An 18764-nucleotide genomic window follows, 5' to 3' on the forward strand; every position below is an offset into this window, starting at 1 on the left:
CAGCGCGCTGGGCTTGTTCTCCTGGAGGACCCATGTTTACTGGCATCATCGAATCCATCGGCAGCATCCGCGCCATCACCCCTAAAGGCGGCGATGTTCGCGTTTATGTTGAAACTGGCAAACTTGATCTGAGCGACGTCAAACTGGGCGACAGCATCGCGGTCAACGGCGTTTGCCTGACTGCTGTAGAGCTGCCCGGCGATGGTTTCTGGGCTGATGTCAGCCGCGAAACCCTCGACGTCACGGCGTTCATCGATCTGAAGACCGGCAGCCCGGTCAATCTGGAAAAGGCTTTGACTCCAACCACGCGTCTGGGCGGCCATCTGGTCAGCGGCCACGTCGATGGTGTTGGCGAGATCGTATCTCGCGAGGAAAACGCCCGTGCCATTCAGTTCAAGGTGCGCGCGCCACGCGAGCTGGCCAAGTACATTTCGCACAAGGGTTCTATCACGGTTGATGGCACCAGCCTGACCGTGAACGCCGTCGACGGCGCCGAATTCGAGCTGACTATCGTGCCGCACACCTTGGCCGAAACCATCATGGCTGACTACCGTCCGGGCCGTAAGGTCAACCTTGAGGTGGATTTGCTGGCGCGTTATCTGGAGCGTTTGCTGATGGGCGACAAGGCCGCCGACTCTTCGAAAGGGCAGGCTGGCACCATCACCGAAAGCTTTCTGGCCGCCAACGGCTACCTCAAATCCTGAATTGAAGGGGGTGCCGCGTGGCGCTCAATAGTATCGAAGAACTGGTTGAAGACATTCGCCAGGGCAAAATGGTCATCCTCATGGATGACGAAGATCGCGAGAACGAAGGCGACCTGATCATGGCCGCCGAATGCTGCAAAGCCGAGCACATCAACTTCATGGCTCGCTTCGCCCGTGGCCTGATCTGCATGCCGATGACCCGTGAGCGCTGCGAAACCCTAAAGCTGCCACTCATGGCACCGCGCAACGGTTCCGGTTTTGGCACCAAGTTCACCGTGTCCATCGAAGCCGCTGAAGGCGTGACCACCGGTATTTCCGCCGCTGACCGTGCCCGCACCGTACAAGCCGCAGCGGCCAAAGACGCAAAAGCTGAAGACATCGTCAGCCCTGGTCACATCTTCCCATTGATGGCCCAGGCGGGCGGTACTCTGGCTCGCGCCGGTCACACTGAAGCAGCCTGCGACCTGGCGCGCATGGCCGGTTTCGAGCCAAGTGGCGTGATCTGTGAAGTGATGAACGACGACGGCACCATGTCGCGTCGTGCTGAACTGGAAGCCTTTGCGCTGGAACACGACATCAAGATCGGTACGATTGCCGACCTGATCCACTACCGGATGATCCACGAACGTACCGTTCAGCGGATTGCGGAGCAGCCGATGGACAGCGAATTGGGCCAGTTCAACCTGGTGACCTACCGCGATTCCGTCGAAGGTGATGTCCACCTGGCGCTGACCCTGGGTAAGATTTGCGCAGAAGAACCGACGCTGGTGCGCGTGCATAACATGGACCCTTTGCGTGACCTGTTGATGGTCAAGCAACCGGGTCGCTGGAGCCTGCGCGCCGCTATGACCGCGGTCTCCAACGCGGGCAGCGGTGTGGTGCTGTTGCTGGGTCATCCGCTGGATGGTGACGTGCTGCTGGCGCATATTCGTGAAACCGCCGGGCAGTTGCCGATCAAATCGCCGACGACGTACAGCACCGTCGGTGCCGGTTCGCAGATCCTTCGCGACCTCGGCGTGCGCAAAATGCGCTTGATGAGTTCGCCAATGAAGTTCAATGCGATATCCGGTTTCGATCTGGAAGTTGTAGAATACGTGCCCTCCGAATAAAGACCGGTCGGGTGGCGCGCTTTTGTGCGTGCCACCGGCTAATCTGTTTCGTGGCCTAACATCCCTATAGTCCGCCTCAAGGCGTACTTGCTCTTTAATACGAGACTTACACGAATGACCCTGAAGACCATCGAAGGTACCTTCGTCGCTCCCCAAGGCCGCTACGCTCTGGTAGTTGGCCGTTTCAACAGCTTCGTCGTGGAAAGTCTGGTGAGCGGCGCTGTTGATGCTTTGGTACGCCACGGCGTCAAGGAAAGCGACATCACCATCATCCGCGCTCCGGGTGCCTTCGAAATCCCGCTGGTTGTGCAGAAGGTTGCCCAGCGCAGCGAGTTCGCCGCCATCGTCGCCCTCGGCGCGGTGATTCGTGGTGGTACTCCGCACTTTGAATACGTGGCTGGCGAATGCGTCAAAGGCCTGTCCCAGGTTTCCATGGAGTTCGGCGTGCCGGTTGCTTTCGGCGTGCTGACTGTCGACACCATCGAACAAGCGATCGAGCGCTCCGGTACCAAGGCTGGTAACAAAGGCGCAGAAGCTGCGTTGTCCGCCCTTGAAATGGTCAGCCTGCTGGCGCAGTTGGAGGCCAAGTGATTTCCGACGATAGCGATCAGTTCAACCCGCGCGATCCAAAACCTGCGGACGCTGGCAAGCCATCTAAAAGTGTAAAGCGCCGGGAAGCCCGTCAGTTGGCAACTCAAGCGCTTTACCAATGGCATATGGCGGGTCATTCGCTGAATGAAATCGAGGCGCAGTTCCGTGTCGATAACGATTTCAAAGACGTCGACGGCCCTTACTTCAGCGAGCTGTTGCGCGGCGTGCCGACCAACATCGACGAAATCGATGCGGCCCTGACGCCTTGCCTGGACCTGACCATTGAAGAACTCGACCCGGTTGAACTGGCCATCCTGCGCCTGTCCACCTACGAGCTGCTCAAGCGCGTCGACGTGCCATATCGCGTTGTGATCAACGAAGGCATCGAGCTGGCAAAAGTCTACGGCTCCACTGACGGCCACAAGTTCGTCAATGGCGTGCTGGACAAATTGGCCCCGCGCCTGCGTGAAGCTGAAGTGAAAGCGTACAAGCGCTAAGTCTTTCAGGCTGGCCGCAGTCCCGGTAGGAGGCAACTTGTTGGCGAGGCGGCGTATCAGGCACTAGTGATTAGCCTGAATGGACGCCTCGCCAACAAGTTGCCTCCTACCTGATCGATTTGTTTCCGCCGGGTGTTATCAACACAATAAGAGATCCTGATGGGCGAGTTTGAGCTGATCCGCAATTACTTCGCCGCTGCGCCTTGTGCCCAAGCGGGTGAAGGTGTGGCGCTGGGGATTGGTGATGACTGCGCTTTGCTAACGCCGCCACCCGGTGAGCAGTTGGCAATCTCTACCGATACGCTGGTCAGCGGCGTGCATTTCCCTGACGTCTGCGATCCTTTCCTGCTGGGCCAGCGTGCCCTTGGTGTGTCGGCCAGCGATCTTGCTGCCATGGGCGCAAGACCCGTCGCTTTCACCCTCGCGTTAACCCTCCCTGAAGTGTCTGCCACTTGGCTACAGGCTTTCGCCCAAGGTTTGAACCTCATGGCGCAGGGTTGCGGCTTGCAACTGGTGGGTGGCGATACGACGCGTGGGCCATTGAGCTTGACGGTCACAGTATTCGGCCGCGTGCCGGCTGGTCAGGCGTTGACTCGCAGCGGTGCCCGCCCGGGCGATCTGCTGTGCGTCGGTGGACCATTGGGTGATGCGGCAGGTGCATTGCCGCTTGTGTTGAACCAGCGTACTGCTGAGGCGTCTACCGCAGAGGCTTTACTGGCGCGGTACTGGTCGCCACAACCGCAATTTGCTTTGGGCTTGTCGCTGCGTGGCAAGGCCAGTGCAGCTCTGGATATCTCCGACGGCCTGTTGGCCGACTGCGGACATATCGCGCTAGCATCGAAAGTCCGGCTATTGGTTGAGCAGGAAAAACTGCCGATGTCCGAGCATTTGCTGGCCTTCATCGGGCAGCAAGGCGCAACGCAGGCAGCGCTGAGTGGTGGTGATGATTATTTGCTGGCGTTCACGTTGCCGCCTGAACACTTACAGGATTTGCTCGACGAAGGATTGCCCATCCATGTCATCGGGCGAGTCGAGGCGGGCGAAGGCGTCGCGCTGATCGACACCAAGGGTCACGACATTCCTGTCCTGGCACGCGGCTACCAACATTTTCGGGAGACACCGTGACAGATCATCCAAAGCAGGTCCCGGCGGAATTCGTTCCACCTTCGGTCTGGACCAATCCGTGGCATTTCCTGGCATTCGGTTTCGGTTCCGGCACGCTGCCAAAAGCACCGGGTACCTGGGGCTCAATGGTTGCCGTACCGTTCATCCCGCTGTGGCAAATGCTTCCGGACTGGGGCTACTGGCTGATGCTCGGCATCACCATGCTGTTCGGCTTCTGGTTGTGCGGCAAAGTCGCGGACGACTTGGGTGTGCACGACCACGAAGGTATCGTCTGGGACGAAATGGTCGGCATGTGGATCACGTTATGGCTGGTGCCCGAGGGTTGGGTCTGGCTGCTGGTGGGTTTCCTGGTGTTCCGCTTCTTCGACATCCTCAAACCATGGCCGATTCACTGGATCGACCGCAAGGTGCACGGTGGCGTCGGGATCATGCTCGATGACGTGCTGGCAGGCGTGTTCGCCTGGGCCGCGATGCAGGGAATTGTCTGGGTGTGGGCGTGGATTTGACCTGAAAATATAGCCCTGTAGGAGCTCACGAGCACCGCGAGGCAGCGATAGCGGTGTTTCTGACACACCGCTATCGCTGGCCTCGTAACCTCGGTGAGCTCCTACAGGGGCAGCACCTTATAAAGCATCAATCTAACTTCCCGATCTGTATGGTCGACAATTCGGCATAAGCGTCTGCCGAGGCGTGCTGCTACAATGCGTGCCTTGCGAATTTCCAGTCCCATACTGATCAGGAGCACACGGTGCCCGTCGTATTTGTAGCCGCTTCCAAGCTGCCTACCCCTTTTGCCGAATTCACCATGCATGGCTTTCTCGAGCATGCGACCGGTCGCGAACACCTTGTGTTGAGCCTGGGCGACGTATCCGATGGCGCTCCAGTGCTGGGTCGCGTCCATTCCGAATGCCTGACCGGCGATGCATTGTTCAGTCAGCGTTGTGATTGTGGCTCCCAACTTGAAGCTGCCTTGCGTGCCATCGCGTCTGAAGGTCGCGGCGTTTTGCTGTACTTGCGTCAGGAAGGCCGGGGCATTGGCTTGCTGAACAAGGTCCGTGCTTATGAGCTGCAGGATGGCGGCGCTGATACCGTTGAAGCCAACGAGCGTCTGGGTTTTGCTGCTGACCAGCGCGACTACGCCATCTGCCTGCCAATGCTGCAGCACTTGGGTGTCGATGCACTGCGTTTGATGACCAACAACCCACGCAAGGTCAAAGCCTTGACCGAAATGGGCATCAATGTCGCCGAGCGTGTGCCGCTGCACACCGGTCATAACCCGCACAACAAACTCTACCTGGCCACCAAGGCTGGCAAGCTCGGTCACATGATGGGCAACGAGCATCAGGGCGAGGCGGATCGCGCTTGAATCGCAACAACACCAGACGCCGCTTCGCCCTCGCGTGGTGGTGGCAACTGGTGTTTACCCTGGCGCCGCTGTTTGTGATCAGCGGCGCGTTCGATAGTAAATACGCCATTTTTCCCGTGCTGGCGATGCCGTTTTTCGTGGTCGGTCTGCTATCGATGTTTGTCAGCCTCAAGCCGTTCGGCCGCTATAAACACGCGCTGATTGCCACGGGCGCCGCCCGCGACACTCCTGAAGAACCTGCTGCCTGGATCGCCCTTGCTGACACTCGCCGTGTCGCGTTTCTGGCTGCGGGTTTACCGGCATGGATCGCTGCACTGGCGGTCTTTGTCGGGATGGAAACAGTGCCGTTGCTACTGTTGGCGTTCTCTAGCGTGGTGCTTCTGTATCTCTACCGGATACCGCGGCAACTGGTTTGAAGTACTGCCCCCTGTAGGAGCTGCCGAAGGCCGCGAAAGCATTCTCATGGCAAACCGAATTCGCAGCCTGCGGCAGCTCCTACAGAAGCTATTTGTACTGGCATGAAAAAAGGAGCTTTTTATGAACGGACCTGACCCGCAAAATCCCCATCCAATGAACGGCTTCCCGCAGGTGTGTTTCATAAAAAACACCCTCAGCAGTCCGAACATCATCGTAGGTGATTACACCTACTCCGATGATCCCGAAGACTCGGAAAACTTCGAGCGTAACGTCCTCTATCACTTCCCGTTCATTGGCGACAAACTGATCATCGGTAAATTCTGCGCTCTGGCCAGAGGCACTAAATTCATCATGAACGGTGCCAATCACAAGCTGAGTGGCATCTCGACGTATCCGTTTCAGATCTTCGGCAACGGCTGGGAGAAGGTCATGCCTGAGCCGGGTGACTTGCCCTGCAAAGGCGATACCGTGGTAGGTAACGATGTCTGGATGGGCTACGACGTGCTGGTTATGCCCGGCGTGAAGATCGGCCACGGAGCGATCATCTCTGCGCGCTCGGTTGTGGTCGCAGATGTCCCGGCGTACAGCGTGGTTGGTGGTAATCCGGCCAAAGTCCTGAAACACCGCTTCCCCGCTGAAGTCATCGAACGACTGCTGGCCATTGCCTGGTGGGACTGGCCTATAGAGAAAATTACCCGGAATCTGCAGGTGATCGTTTCAGGTGATATCGAGGCGTTACAGGCAGCGGTTTAGCGTAAAGACGCGCACATTTCCTGTGGGGGCTCACCGAGGTTACGAGGCCAGCGATGGCGGTGTATCAGACAAGCCGCCATCGCGGCCTCGCGCTGCTCGTGCGCTCCTACAGATCTGTGTTTGCTGCGCGACAGCGCAATGCCAGGGGACGCATAGTCTGCATATCCCTGTAGGAGTGAGCTTGCTCGCGATAGCGTCAGGCCAGTCAATGATTCATGAACAGAAAAACCGAATCGTGAGCAAGCTCACTCCTACAGGGCCGTGCTTGCTTGGCGACAGGGCGCCAGGACACAGTGCCATCCGCTGCCAGTCATCAACCAAACTGCACAAAAAAGGCGCTCAATGAGCGCCTTTTTTTGAAGCTTTCAACGATCAGCCAATCAACGCCAGTCGCTCATTGATCGCCGCTTCAATCCCCGCCTCATCCAATCCGCACTCTGCCAGCATTTGCGCGGGCTTGGCGTGTTCGACGTAAACATCCGGCAAGCCGAGATGCAATACGGACTTGAGGATGTTTTCCCGCGCCAGGAACTCGCTGACAGCGGCACCGGCACCGCCCATGACGGCGTTTTCTTCGATGGTCACCAGCAGTTCATGGTTGGCGGCAGCGTCGCGGATCAACGTTTCATCAATCGGTTTGACGAAGCGCATATCGATCACAGTCGCGTCGATCTTTTCCGCTACTTTCAGCGCGTCGGCCAATTGCACGCCGAACACCAGAATGGCAACGCCCTGGCCGTTACGACGAACAATGCCTTTGCCGATCTCGATAGGGGCCAAGCCATTGTCGATCAATGCGTTCGGCCCGGTACCGCGTGGATAGCGCACAGCAGCGGGGCCGTTATGCAGGTAACCAGTGCTGAGCATCGAGCGCAGTTCGTTTTCGTCGCTCGGCGTCATGACGACAATACCCGGGATGCAACGCAGGTACGATAGATCGAAGCTGCCCGCGTGGGTCGGACCGTCTTCGCCGACCAGGCCCGCGCGGTCGATGGCGAACAGGACGTCGAGGTTCTGCACCGCCACGTCATGCACCAACTGGTCATAGCCGCGTTGCAGGAAGGTGGAGTAGATCGCAACTACCGGCTTGGAGCCTTCGCAGGCCATGCCTGCCGCCAACGTCACAGCGTGCTGCTCGGCAATCGCCACGTCGAAGTAGCGCTCGGGGAAGCGCTCGCTGAACTCGACCATGTCCGAGCCTTCTTTCATCGCCGGGGTAATGCCTACCAGACGTGAATCAGCCTCGGCCATGTCGCAGATCCACTGACCAAACACACCGGAATACTTCGGCCCGCTGGCCTTTTTCAGGGCTGCGGCTGGAGCATCAAGTGGCTCCAGTTTGGTGATGGCGTGGTAGCCGATCGGGTCGACTTCAGCAGGAGCGAAGCCTTTGCCTTTCTTGGTCACAACGTGCAGGAACTGCGGACCTTTAAGGTCTCGCATGTTACGCAGGGTTGCGATCAGGGTTGGCAGGTCGTGGCCGTCAATAGGTCCGATGTAGTTCCAGCCCAGTTCTTCGAACAGGGTGCCTGGAACCAGCATGCCTTTCGCGTATTCCTCGGTGCGGCGGGCAATTTCCCACGCACCTGGCAAACGCGACAGAACCTTTTTGCTGCCCTCACGCATGCTGCTGTAAGTGCGGCTGGAGAGGATCTTGGCCAGATAATTTGACAACCCGCCCACGTTGCGCGAGATCGACATGTCGTTGTCGTTGAGGATAACGAGCATGTTGGCGGCGACTTCAGGCGCGTGGTTCAGCGCTTCGAAAGCCATGCCGGCCGTCAACGCACCATCACCGATCACGGCGATCGACTTGCGGTCGCTGCCTTGCAGGCGGGCGGCAATGGCCATGCCCAGCGCTGCGCTGATCGACGTGCTGGAGTGACCGACGCCAAAAGTGTCGTACTCACTCTCGCTGCGACGCGGGAAGGCGGCAACACCGTCCTTCTGGCGCAGGGTGTTCATGCGCTGACGACGACCGGTGAGGATCTTGTGCGGGTACGCCTGATGGCCCACGTCCCAGACCAAACGGTCGTCCGGGGTATCGAAGACGTAATGCAGGGCGATGGTCAGCTCGATAACACCCAGGCCGGCACCGAAATGCCCGCCGGTCTGGCCAACGGAATAGAGCAGCTCCAGGCGCAGTTCATCGGCCAGGGCTTCCAGCTCGGCTTCGCCCAGGCGACGCAAGCCGTCCGGCGTTTCAGCGCGGTCGAGCAGCGGCGTGGCAGGGCGCACGCGGGGAATCTCTTTAAACGTCGTGGGCATCAGGCGAATCGTTATAAGTAAAAGAGGCAGCAGTTTACCTGATGCATCGCATGCTGCCCATGAAGTGCAGTCGCTGATGCGCAGGTAAACCTGTCAAACACAAGTCTCTGACCCGGCCAGACAAGGCCGGTTCGGGATATTTGCAGTCGTGTAATCGGGATCAGTTGCGCCGTTCGACGATGAAACGAGCCAGTTCACGCAACGGATCAGCCGACGCGTCGAAAGGTCGCAGGGCGTCAATGGCTTGGTCGCGCAGTTGCAAGGCGTATTGCCGGGCAGGCTCCAGACCCAGTAGCGCCGGATACGTCGGCTTGTCGCGGGCGATGTCAGCACCTTGGCGCTTACCGAGGGTTTCGGTATCGCTTTCGACGTCGAGAATGTCGTCCTGCACCTGGAACGCCAGACCGATTGCCCGTGCGTAGACTTGCAGCGCATCGAGTCGGGCCTGATCGGCATTGCCGCTGGCCAATGCGCCAAGCTTTACGCTGGCTTCGATCAGTGCGCCGGTCTTGTGCCGGTGCATGAATTCCAGTGCGGCCTGATCCAGCTTGAGGCCTACCGAGCCCAGGTCGATGGCCTGACCGCCGACCATACCAGCAGGGCCAGCGGCCAATGCCAGAGCGCTGACCATTTGCAGGCGGGCTTCGGCGTCTCGCGAGGTCAGGGATGGGTCCAGCAGAGCAGTGAAGGCCAGGCTTTGCAGGCCGTCACCGGCCAAAATCGCGCAGGCTTCGTCAAATGCTTTGTGAGTGGTGGGCTGGCCGCGACGCAAATCGTCATCGTCCATGGCAGGCAAGTCATCATGAACCAGCGAGTAAGCGTGGATCAGCTCGACCGCGCAGGCTGCGCCGTTAGCGTCTTCAGCCTTGCCGCCCAACGCTTCGCAGGCAGCGTAGGCCAGCAGCGGGCGTACGCGTTTACCGCCGTTCATCACGCTATAACGCATCGCGGCGTAAAGACGGGTCAATTCTGGAGCGGGTGCTGCAAACAGACCTTCCAGCGCCGCGTTGACGCGGGTCTGACTCAGTGCCTGATAAGTCGCGATCATTCAGGCTGTTCCGCGTCGAATGGCTCTTCGGCCAATTCGCCGTCGCGTTCGAGCAGCACCTGAACCTTCTGTTCGGCTTGCGCCAGCGCGCCCTGGCAGTCGCGGGTCAGGCGAATACCTTGCTCGAAGGCAGTCAGCGAGTCTTCCAACGACAACTCGCCGTTCTCCAGACGCTCTACCAGCGTTTGCAGATCAGCGAGTGATTGTTCGAAATCCAGTGCAGCTTTCTTGCGGGCCATGGGGGCTATTCCGGTAGAGGTTAAACCGGCGCGACACTAGCAGAGCGAGGGCGTCGGGGCAAATTGACTCAGTCAATAATCTCGTGGGCCCCCGGCAATTCATTACTTACCGGACATCATGCGGTCCATAGAGACAAGCCCTGCGCCGCGTCCCAGGATGACAAGCAGCAGGCCAGCCCATGAAAGATGGGTCGCCCACGCATCAGGATAGACAAACACCTGAATGACTACCGTCATAAACAGCAGCGCTAAAGCCGATAGTCGGGTAAGCAGGCCGACGATTAGCAGTAACGGGAATACATGTTCTGCATAAGTCGCCAGTTGAGATGCCAGCACCGGAGAAATCAGCGGCAGGTTGTACTCCATTTCAAACAGGTCGTAGGTCTTGGGGCTTATGGTCATAAACCCTTCTACCTTGGTACGTGCAGACATCAAGAATATAGCGGCGATGGATAGGCGGGCGACCAGCGAAAGCAGGCTGTCGTTTACAAGTTGCTGCATGCATTCGGTAAGGCGACCCCATTGCGCACGTAAGTCTGAATGGGTGTTCGGGGTTGTTTTTGGCATGTTCATGGTTGCCTCCAGAAAACTATCGATTGAATTCAGTCACTGCGAAGGTGTTCGCAGTGATCAGGCGATCAAGCAGGTGGTTCAGGTCGAGGTCAGGTTCGTGATCAAGTGCAAGTTCTGCAGCGCGGCCCAAGGTCAGGTCTGCCGCGCAGCCTTCAAGGAAAGTGCAGCCGCCAATGCCTAGTGGGAGCCAGATAATCTGGCCAGCACTTCTGGTCAGCAGTGCTCCCTCTCCTTGCCAGGGCAGGTTCTGGGGCAATTCCAGCTGTGCTCGGTTTACCCGCCAGAGTGTGTAAGCGGGGTGGCGGGGGAACCATATCCAGCGGACGGTGGTGTTTGGCTTGAGGCGCATGTTCAGCAGCGCCCCTTCGTTCAGATTGAGGAAGGTTTTGATATCAAAACCGGGTGTTTCGGCCGCGCTGTGTACTTCAATCCAAAGAAGGTCGAGCCGGGCAACGTCACCCAGATACGGCATGGTCCGGGCATGTTCAAAGGTATCGAGGAAGTCCGGAAAGTCGGCACCGTAGAAAAGCAGCCGAGGATCCGAAGGCGGTGATTGCTTCGTATAAGTGGTGGCTGCTGCACGTAACCATTCCTCACCGACAAGACGTTCGACGGTCGGGAAGTTCGCTATCAACGCGTCAACAGACCCTTTTATTACTGTGTTGCGGTAGACCTCAAAGGCGGCCTGCCGGGTGACACCCAGCGGGGGCATGTGGTCCTCTTGATAGAGTGCGCTGACGAAGGCATCCTGAAACTCGCTCAATGAAGCGCTCATTGGCTCATCTCCTGTTCGTTCTGCAGTATCGATTGCGCGATATCACGCTCAGCGACAAGGGTGTCGAAGGCGGGTATCCGGTCATCGCGTTCGATCAATGTGGGCCGAGGCCCCGCTCGTTTTATCAGGCGGCGGTAGAGTGACCAGACCACGTCCGAAACCGGTGAATCATGACTGTCTATCAGCAGTGATGAGGTCCCGGAATCCTTGCTATGCCCGGCCAGATGGATCTCGGTTATAGCGTGTACAGGAAATTGATCAATGTAGGTTTCGGGATTGAAACCCAGATTATGGGCGCTGATATGAACGTTATTGACATCAAGTAACAGGCCGCAGCCCGTCCTGCTGGCGAGTTGCTCCAGAAAGTCGACCTCATTCCAGTCGTGACCTTCCAGACTCAGATAATGGGTAGGGTTCTCAATTGATATGCAGCGCTGAAGGGCATCTTGTGTGCGTTGAATGTTATCGGCGATGCGGATAAGTGCAGCGGTGGTCCGGGGAAATGGCAGCAGGTCGGGATAGTACCGACCGCGCCATGTAGACCACGCAAGATGCTCGGAGATGAGCCTTGGCTGGAGGCGATCAGCGAGGATCCTCAGGCGCTGCAGATGTTCAGAGTCCGGCGGGCAATCGGCCGCCAGAGACAGGGAAACACCGTGCAGCGACATAGGGTGGATGTCACCGATAGCTTCCAGCCAGTCCATGCGTGGACCGCCGCTGATCATGTAGTTCTCCGGATGGACTTCAAGCCAAAGGCCTTCACGCCGGCTCTCAAGAACGTCTTCAAAGTGCTCGGCTTTGAGGCTGAGTCCGGCGCCCATTTCTCGAATTACTTTCATGATCAGTAGCTCTATTGATGAACGATTACATTGCTTTGAGCGTGCCCATTCCCTTTGGGGTTTTGATCGAGGTGCAGGTGCCTGCCGGAACGTACGTCCATGCATCTGCCTGGTAGTCGGTTTTGCTTGTGCCCGCGCAAGAAGTGCCTGCACCTGCCTTACAGTCGTTTTTGCCAGCCAGCGAAATGCCGTAGCAGCGTTCTTTGGCTCCGCTTTTTGCTGCCGGGGTTTCAGCCGCGATAGCACTTGCTGCAAAGGATGTAAGGGCAATTGCAAGAGCGGCGGTTTTAATGTTGTTCATATTGTTTTCTCCGGGAAATTATTGGTTGGCCTTAGTTCAGTGCCTAAGAGCGCTGCACTACGGTCCGAGAGGTAATTCGCCGCTTGTGGATCGTGGGTTACAGCGGTCATTAAATATTTTTTGAAATTCTTTGATGGGTGTCGTTGCCGGGGGGATTGGGCAGACTCGGGACGCTTGCCCATGGAGCCGTGCTTACCGCATTGCAGGTGCGAACAGGAACGCCGAGCGCTCAGAGTGTCCGCAAAAAATATTTATATCGGTGTAACTAATGCGTGAAATGGATCGAAATACATACAGCGAGTTGTTGCGAAAGCGAGAGAGGGATCTACAAGTGCTATTTCTTTCCGGACTGGAGGGTAACGAGTTGGCTTATCGTGCCTTTCTTAATGAACTAAGCACGCACTTGCGCGGTTTTCTGCGTGGGAAACTTCAACGTCAACCTGATGAAATCGAGGATCTTCTGCAGGAAGTTTTACTGGCAGTGCACAACAGCCGACAAACCTATCGGTCAGACCAGCCTTTAACGGCATGGGTTTTTGCCATTGCTCGTTATAAGCTCAGTGATTTGTTCCGTTTGCGCTCACGCCGCGAGGTGTTTAACGATTCGCTTGATGATGTGGAAGAGCTTTTTGCCGCGCCACATCTTGAAGCCGCTCAAGCAAATCGCGACCTGCAAAAGCTCCTGAACGAATTACCGGATCGCCAGCGTTTGCCTATCCAGCATGTAAAGCTCGAAGGGCTTTCGGTCATACAGACAGCTCGTATGACCGGTTTGTCAGAGTCGGCGGTAAAGGTTGGTGTGCATCGGGGGCTTAAAGCGTTGGGGGCGTTGATTAGAGGTAAATGATGAAGACTGACGACTTGATCTCCATGCTTGTAACCGGGGTTCAGCCCATTGATCGCAGAGCGCCCGAGAAACGTCTGGGCGTAGTGGTTTTGTTTGGCTTGTCGCTGGCAACGCTGTGCGTCGTCTCGTTCTTTGGCGTCAGGGTGGATATTGCTTACGTCGTTTCAACAATCATTTTCTGGGTGAAAACGGGTTTGCCATTGTGCGTGATGGTGGGGGCCCTGTTGATGCTCGATCGCTTGGCCAGGCCCGGCATGTCCGTCGGCGCAGGCAGCCTGTGGGTAGTCGTTGCGCTGGTTGCCGTATGGGCCGCAGCTTTCAATGTCCTGGCCAATGCTGAGCCCGATGTTCGCCCCGTGCTTCTTTTGGGCGAAACCTGGCGTACCTGTGCGCCAAGCGTCGCTATGCTTTCAATTCCGGGGTTCATCGCTGCATTTTGGGCATTGCGGGGGTTAGCGCCGACCCGTTTGAGGATGGCTGGGGCCTGCTGCGGAATGCTGGCCGGCGCCTTGGGTTGTCTGGCCTACTGTCTGCATTGTCCTGAAATGGAAGTACCTTTCTGGGCGGTGTGGTATTTCCTTGGGATGTTACTACCCACCGCTCTTGGCGCGCTTGCCGGGCCCTGGTTGTTGCGCTGGTAGTCGAAGACGTCATCGCCATCCGCGCTCACGGCCCAACGTGTTGGCTGGAGCTCACGCCCGTCCAATACTCGAATAACTCAACCCGGCATCCGCCAAGGCTTTGGGCTCATAAAGTTTGCGCCCATCGATCACGACCGCCGATTTGAGTCGCTGCCGGAATCCAGGTCGGCAAAAGCCACGGCCTGCGCCGTATCGGTCGAGAAAAACAGTCTCTGGGCCTGCATGTTGCTGCGCATGAGCATGTTCAGTCCGGGCTCATGAATGGGCGTTTCGCCTGAGTTGAGCAGCTCTATCCGTTGCGTGTCGATGTCCATGCACAGCACGTCATGCCCGACATCGGCAAGGCATGCGCTGGCTACCAGACCGACATAGCCTGATCCAAAAACACTGATCTTCATGAGTCATTACCCTCGGGACGTTTGGCGCAGAGTGGGGGCGGGTATGACGGTACCGAGAGCGTGTTACAGCCAGTGCAGCGCTTTAATTGCCCAGGTTTTACGACGCTATGGTGCGACTGAACGGCTCTGGATCAGTGCCTTTTCAGGGGTTGGCGATCAGCGCTGTTACTCAAAAAAAACGGACAGGTAGTCAAGTTATGCGGTTGGCGGGCCGATATGCCCTGTGCACAGGCTGCTATCAATAAAAATAACTACAGCGTGCATTTGGGGGAAACACAGGCACATCACGGAGATTTTATGAACAGCAGCTTTGCCAACATCAGCGTCACTATGAAGTTAGCCCTGGGATTCGGGGTTGTGCTTTTATTCACGGCGCTGCTTTCACTTCTGGGATGGACCAGTCTGGATAAGCTGATCTACCGTACCGACAGAATCGGTGATATCAGTGAGCTCACTGATCGTCTCACCGTGTTACGTGTCGCGCGTCTGCAATACATGCTCGCCAATGGTGACGACGCTGCTGCACAAAAAGTGCAGACCACTCTGGAAGACTTCAAGAAGCAACAGCAACTACTGCTGTCGACCTTCACTAATCCGCTCAACGCCAAAGCTCTGGCGCGACTCACTGACATCATCAAAGACTATGAGACGTCGCTGAGTCAGATGCGCAGTGGTTATCAGACCAGTACGAAGGTCCGCGCCGATATGGGCGCTGAAGCCACTAAAGGTGCCCAGTTGATTGCCACGATCAACGACTCGGTGCTTAAGCAGGACCCATCGAATCCTGAGCGTTCAGACCAGTTGCAACTGTTGGCCGACGCCAAAATGGACTTTCAACTGGTCCGTTATGAAGTGCGGGGCTACACCGGCAACTCCAATGAAAAGACTGAGCAGGCCGCGTTCAGCCAGCTGGAAACGGCCATTAAAAACGTGGACAAGCTGAAGGCTGTTTTCAGCGCGACCCACGGCAGCGAAGTCGCACAGTTGGAAGCATCCCTGCGTAATTACCTGGTTTCGGTTCAGGCTTACAAAGTCGCAAACGACGCTATTGTGACGGCGCGCAAAGACATGACCGCTCAAGGTTACGAGATCGTTAACCTCAGCGAAGAACTCTCAAAAATTCAGTTGACGCTCGCAGCCGAAGACACCAGCACGGCCCGCAGCCTGCAAATCGGCGGCACTGTGGCGGCCCTGCTGTTGGGTATTTTTGCGGCGGTCATCATCACTCGCCAGATCACCCGTCCGCTGCAGCAAACACTGGAAGTGGTGGACCGCATTGCCTCGGGCGATCTGACTCATACCATCGCTGTTACTCGTCGCGATGAATTGGGCGTGCTGCAACAAGGCATCCAGCGCATGGGTGCCACGTTGCGCGATCTGATCAGCGGGATTCGTGATGGCGTGACGCAGATCGCCAGCGCGGCTGAAGAGTTGTCCGCCGTGACCGAGCAGACCAGCGCCGGGGTCAACAACCAGAAGATCGAGACCGATCAGGTTGCCACCGCCATGCAAGAAATGTCTGCCACGGTGCACGAAGTTGCGCGCAACGCTGAGCAGGCTTCGGTAGCTGCTGCGAATGCCGACACGCAAGCCCGGGACGGTGACAAAGTGGTGGGCGAGGCCATCACGCAAATCGAAAAACTGGCCGGTGAAGTACTACGTTCAAGCGACGCCATGACCTTGCTGGAGCAGGAAAGCGACAAGATCGGCAAAGTCATGGACGTGATCAAAGCCGTGGCTGAGCAGACCAATCTGTTGGCCCTCAACGCTGCCATTGAAGCGGCGCGGGCCGGTGAGGCTGGGCGTGGTTTTGCGGTGGTCGCCGACGAAGTGCGCGGCCTGGCCCAGCGCACTCAGCAGTCTACCGAAGAAATCGAAAGTCTGATCGCCGGGCTGCAAAACGGCACCCGTCAGGTTTCGCAAATCATGCTGGGCAGTCGCTCTCTGACCGACAGCAGCGTCGCGCTGACCCGCAAGGCGGGGACCTCTCTGGAAAGCATCACTCAAACCGTTTCCAGTATTCAGGCGATGAACCAGCAAATTGCCGCCGCAGCTGAGCAACAAAGCTCGGTGGCCGATGAAATCAGCCGCAGCATCGTCAACGTGCGTGATGTGTGTGAACAGACCGCCGAAGCCAGCGAAGAGACCGCCGCATCCAGCGTTGAGTTGGCGCGTTTGGGTGGTCAGTTGCAGATGATGGTTGGGCATTTCAAGGTTTAACACCTACGCGGTCATCGTCAGCCCGACGATGACCGCGCCCGTCAACAGCGCCGCCAGCCCAAGACCGAGCCACGCCCGCCAGGCGCTGGCAGTGCTGAATACCCAGATGACGACAGCGGTGTACAGCACAAAACTCAACAGCGTCGTGATCTGCACAACGCTTGCCGGATCGCTGCCCGAGACGCGCGGCAGCAGCAGCGCCAGCATCGACATGGCCAATGCAGACAAAACGTAACCGCCGGTTGTGGCGGCCAGCACCCGGCTGAGAATCATCCAGCGGTAGAGGTGTGTACTGGTGGTTTTTTTCATTGCACATCACCTGCAGATGCCACAAATAATCTGGTGAGTTGGAATGCGATTTTATGTGGGAGCTGAGCTTGCTCGCGATAAGGACACAGCGACTCTAAAGTGAACCGCGTCTAGCTTTATCGCGAGCAAGCTCAGCTCCCACGATGACTGGCATTTCAAATCGAGCTGGGGGTTGCCTGGTTAGCTATTCGCTGCTTCAACAAAGCCATCACCAGCACGACCCCAAACCCCAGCGCTACAATCTCAACGCTCCCGCGCTGCCAATCCCCTGCACTGATGTAGCGGCCGATATGCTGCCCGGTTGTACAAAAATTGATCGCTGGCAAACAAATGCACAGCACGGCTGCGCAGACCAATTGTTCGGTCCAGGCCTTCTTGGCCGGACGAAATAGGGCATGAACCAATGTCGCCAGCCAGATCAGCAAGAAGCTACGAATCTCCCATGTTGCGCGGTCCAAAATGTCCGCCGGTATAAAGCGGTTGGCGTAGAAATAACCAATACAAGCCACGCCAATGCCCGCAATACTCGCCACGTTAAACGCCTCAATACAGCGGTAGACCCTGGCAGTCGCGGCTCCGAATTCTTTCTGGCTCTTGTTGCGTCGTTTGATGGTGAACAGCAGCGTGCCAGTCGCCATCATCCCCATGCCCAGCAACCCGCTGACGAAATACAGCCACTTCATGCCCCAGCCACCAAACTCGGCGAAATGCAGTGAGCGCAGCACGCCGTAAATCTGATCGCCCAACGACATCGTTTCCGGCAGCGGCTTCTGCACCTGCAAAGTCGCGCCCGTTACGCCGTCAAACAGCATGCTGGCTTGCGGCGTGAACAGTGTCTGCGACGGGTGAGCTTCATCGTGTCGGCCCATCACCCGGATGGTTGCCTTCTGCGTGCCTGGGTTCTGCACCAGCAACATGCGTGCGTCCTGACCGGTCGAGGTTTGTGCTTGGCGCAATAGTGAGGGCCAATCAGTCGCAGCATAATTGGGCTCGCCGACAGAGGCCGCCTCACCCGACAGCTCCGATTGAAACTGGCTGTATGCATTCGGGCCAGAACCATAGGTCGCTTGCAGAGGCCAGGGCATGTAACTGGTATAGAAAATCGCCAGCCCGGTATAGGCAATCATTAACAGAAAGGGCAGGGTCATGACCGCCGTGGCGTTGTGCGCATCCAGCCAGGAGCGCAAACCTTTGTTGGGGCGGAAGGTGAAAAAGTCCTGAAAGATTCGCCGGTGGATCACTACGCCAGACACCAGCGCAACCAGCATGCCTACGGTCAGCCAGCCCACCAGCCAGAAACCCAGCACCGGCAAATGCAGCATGTAGTGAAACGACATGAAATGCCGTCCGCCTTCGGTTTTCCGCGCTATGCCCTGGGGGAGTCGTTCGCCGGTTTCAGCCGACAGCGAAACCTGCTGAAGGGTTGATCCGGAACGCCAGGCCAGCTGTAGGGCCTGGCCCGGATACTGAGGGAATTCCACTCTCCAGAATCGAGCGCCGGATGCATGTTCGACCAAGTAGCGCTTGGCGTAGCGGGCTGCAGTCGTACCGTCGCTGACGGCGTTAGAGTCTTTTACAACCAGTGGCTGCGCTTCCATCCAGCGCGTGATGGGTTCCCGAAAAACGCTCAACGTGCCGGTCAGGAAAATCGCACACAACAACCATCCACACACCAGCCCGCACCACGTGTGGAGCCACGACATGGACTGGCGAAATTTACCTTTCACGATTGGGTTCGCCGGGG

Annotated in this window: 22 protein-coding genes; 12 read left to right on the plus strand and 10 right to left on the minus strand. The window is 57.5% G+C overall.

Going from position 1 to position 18764, the window contains the following annotated elements; translation table 11 throughout:
- Positions 1-32: 32 nt before the first annotated feature.
- The 9 genes from ABRP31_RS01665 to ABRP31_RS01705 all read left to right on the plus strand — a co-directional run bounded on the left by ABRP31_RS01665 (position 33) and on the right by ABRP31_RS01705 (position 6562).
- Positions 33-704 carry a riboflavin synthase gene (locus ABRP31_RS01665; protein ID WP_087267514.1) on the plus strand — a complete coding sequence of 224 codons (672 nt, stop codon included), beginning with the start codon at positions 33-35 and terminating at the stop codon, positions 702-704.
- 17 nt (positions 705-721) lie between these two features.
- Positions 722-1813, plus strand: coding sequence for a bifunctional 3,4-dihydroxy-2-butanone-4-phosphate synthase/GTP cyclohydrolase II (gene ribBA / locus ABRP31_RS01670; protein WP_087267517.1), 1092 nt, complete (start codon positions 722-724; stop codon positions 1811-1813).
- A gap of 114 nt (positions 1814-1927) precedes the next feature.
- Positions 1928-2404, plus strand: a complete 477-nt coding sequence (ribE, locus tag ABRP31_RS01675) for a 6,7-dimethyl-8-ribityllumazine synthase (RefSeq protein ID WP_027901702.1) — start codon at positions 1928-1930, stop codon at positions 2402-2404.
- Complete coding sequence (gene nusB / locus ABRP31_RS01680) at positions 2401-2901, plus strand: transcription antitermination factor NusB (protein WP_027901703.1); 501 nt, start codon at positions 2401-2403, stop codon at positions 2899-2901. Before ribE ends, nusB begins: the two co-directional genes overlap by 4 nt.
- A 159-nt stretch (positions 2902-3060) precedes the next feature.
- Positions 3061-4026 (plus strand): thiamine-phosphate kinase, encoded by a 966-nt coding sequence (thiL, locus tag ABRP31_RS01685; protein ID WP_349972351.1) that lies wholly within the window; start codon positions 3061-3063, stop codon positions 4024-4026.
- Complete coding sequence (locus ABRP31_RS01690; protein WP_027901910.1) at positions 4023-4532, plus strand: phosphatidylglycerophosphatase A; 510 nt, start codon at positions 4023-4025, stop codon at positions 4530-4532. Before thiL ends, ABRP31_RS01690 begins: the two co-directional genes overlap by 4 nt.
- Before the next feature lie 242 nt (positions 4533-4774).
- A complete protein-coding gene (gene ribA / locus ABRP31_RS01695) occupies positions 4775-5392 on the plus strand; it encodes a GTP cyclohydrolase II (RefSeq protein ID WP_087267523.1) in 618 nt (205 codons plus the stop codon).
- Positions 5389-5808, plus strand: coding sequence for an MFS transporter (locus ABRP31_RS01700; RefSeq protein WP_349972352.1), 420 nt, complete (start codon positions 5389-5391; stop codon positions 5806-5808). Before ribA ends, ABRP31_RS01700 begins: the two co-directional genes overlap by 4 nt.
- 121 nt (positions 5809-5929) lie before the next feature.
- The gene (locus ABRP31_RS01705) at positions 5930-6562 is read left to right on the plus strand and encodes a Vat family streptogramin A O-acetyltransferase (protein WP_349972353.1); all 633 of its coding nucleotides are present in this window, start codon (positions 5930-5932) and stop codon (positions 6560-6562) included.
- A gap of 372 nt (positions 6563-6934) precedes the next feature.
- Here the strand turns inward: ABRP31_RS01705 and dxs are convergent, their stop codons facing one another.
- The 7 genes from dxs to ABRP31_RS01740 all read right to left on the minus strand — a co-directional run bounded on the left by dxs (position 6935) and on the right by ABRP31_RS01740 (position 12605).
- Positions 6935-8830 carry a 1-deoxy-D-xylulose-5-phosphate synthase gene (gene dxs / locus ABRP31_RS01710; RefSeq protein WP_349972354.1) on the minus strand — a complete coding sequence of 632 codons (1896 nt, stop codon included), beginning with the start codon at positions 8828-8830 and terminating at the stop codon, positions 6935-6937.
- Between the two features lie 160 nt (positions 8831-8990).
- Positions 8991-9878: a farnesyl diphosphate synthase gene (locus ABRP31_RS01715; protein ID WP_349972355.1), complete on the minus strand. Its 888-nt coding sequence runs from the start codon at positions 9876-9878 to the stop codon at positions 8991-8993.
- A complete protein-coding gene (locus tag ABRP31_RS01720; protein WP_020289635.1) occupies positions 9875-10117 on the minus strand; it encodes an exodeoxyribonuclease VII small subunit in 243 nt (80 codons plus the stop codon). Before ABRP31_RS01720 ends, ABRP31_RS01715 begins: the two co-directional genes overlap by 4 nt.
- Before the next feature lie 102 nt (positions 10118-10219).
- Entirely contained in the window at positions 10220-10690 is a 471-nt protein-coding gene (locus ABRP31_RS01725) for a DoxX family protein (protein WP_349972356.1), read from the minus strand.
- Between the two features lie 16 nt (positions 10691-10706).
- Positions 10707-11465 carry a DNA-binding domain-containing protein gene (locus ABRP31_RS01730; protein ID WP_349972357.1) on the minus strand — a complete coding sequence of 253 codons (759 nt, stop codon included), beginning with the start codon at positions 11463-11465 and terminating at the stop codon, positions 10707-10709.
- The gene (locus tag ABRP31_RS01735; protein WP_349972379.1) at positions 11462-12286 is read right to left on the minus strand and encodes a DUF692 domain-containing protein; all 825 of its coding nucleotides are present in this window, start codon (positions 12284-12286) and stop codon (positions 11462-11464) included. The genes ABRP31_RS01730 and ABRP31_RS01735 overlap by 4 nt, the downstream gene beginning before the upstream one ends.
- A gap of 43 nt (positions 12287-12329) precedes the next feature.
- The gene (locus ABRP31_RS01740; protein ID WP_087267545.1) at positions 12330-12605 is read right to left on the minus strand and encodes a DUF2282 domain-containing protein; all 276 of its coding nucleotides are present in this window, start codon (positions 12603-12605) and stop codon (positions 12330-12332) included.
- A gap of 277 nt (positions 12606-12882) precedes the next feature.
- Between ABRP31_RS01740 and ABRP31_RS01745 the strand changes: the two genes are divergently transcribed.
- A complete protein-coding gene (locus tag ABRP31_RS01745) occupies positions 12883-13452 on the plus strand; it encodes a sigma-70 family RNA polymerase sigma factor (RefSeq protein WP_349972380.1) in 570 nt (189 codons plus the stop codon).
- On the plus strand, positions 13452-14093 hold the full coding sequence (locus ABRP31_RS01750; protein ID WP_349972381.1) for a DUF1109 domain-containing protein: 642 nt from the start codon (positions 13452-13454) through the stop codon (positions 14091-14093). The genes ABRP31_RS01745 and ABRP31_RS01750 overlap by 1 nt, the downstream gene beginning before the upstream one ends.
- A gap of 128 nt (positions 14094-14221) precedes the next feature.
- Here the strand turns inward: ABRP31_RS01750 and ABRP31_RS01755 are convergent, their stop codons facing one another.
- The gene (locus ABRP31_RS01755) at positions 14222-14491 is read right to left on the minus strand and encodes a hypothetical protein (RefSeq protein ID WP_349972358.1); all 270 of its coding nucleotides are present in this window, start codon (positions 14489-14491) and stop codon (positions 14222-14224) included.
- 297 nt (positions 14492-14788) lie between these two features.
- On the opposite strand from ABRP31_RS01755, the gene ABRP31_RS01760 reads away from it, so the two are divergent.
- Positions 14789-16711: a methyl-accepting chemotaxis protein gene (locus tag ABRP31_RS01760; RefSeq protein ID WP_349972359.1), complete on the plus strand. Its 1923-nt coding sequence runs from the start codon at positions 14789-14791 to the stop codon at positions 16709-16711.
- 3 nt (positions 16712-16714) lie between these two features.
- On the opposite strand, the gene ABRP31_RS01765 is transcribed toward ABRP31_RS01760, so the two are convergent.
- The gene (locus ABRP31_RS01765) at positions 16715-17020 is read right to left on the minus strand and encodes a DUF3649 domain-containing protein (RefSeq protein ID WP_349972360.1); all 306 of its coding nucleotides are present in this window, start codon (positions 17018-17020) and stop codon (positions 16715-16717) included.
- Between the two features lie 155 nt (positions 17021-17175).
- Entirely contained in the window at positions 17176-18723 is a 1548-nt protein-coding gene (locus ABRP31_RS01770) for a PepSY-associated TM helix domain-containing protein (protein WP_349972361.1), read from the minus strand.
- Positions 18724-18764: the final 41 nt, after the last annotated feature.

It is taken from the genome of Pseudomonas caspiana, from assembly GCF_040224095.2.
In the GTDB taxonomy this organism is placed as follows: Bacteria; Pseudomonadota; Gammaproteobacteria; order Pseudomonadales; family Pseudomonadaceae; genus Aquipseudomonas; species Aquipseudomonas caspiana.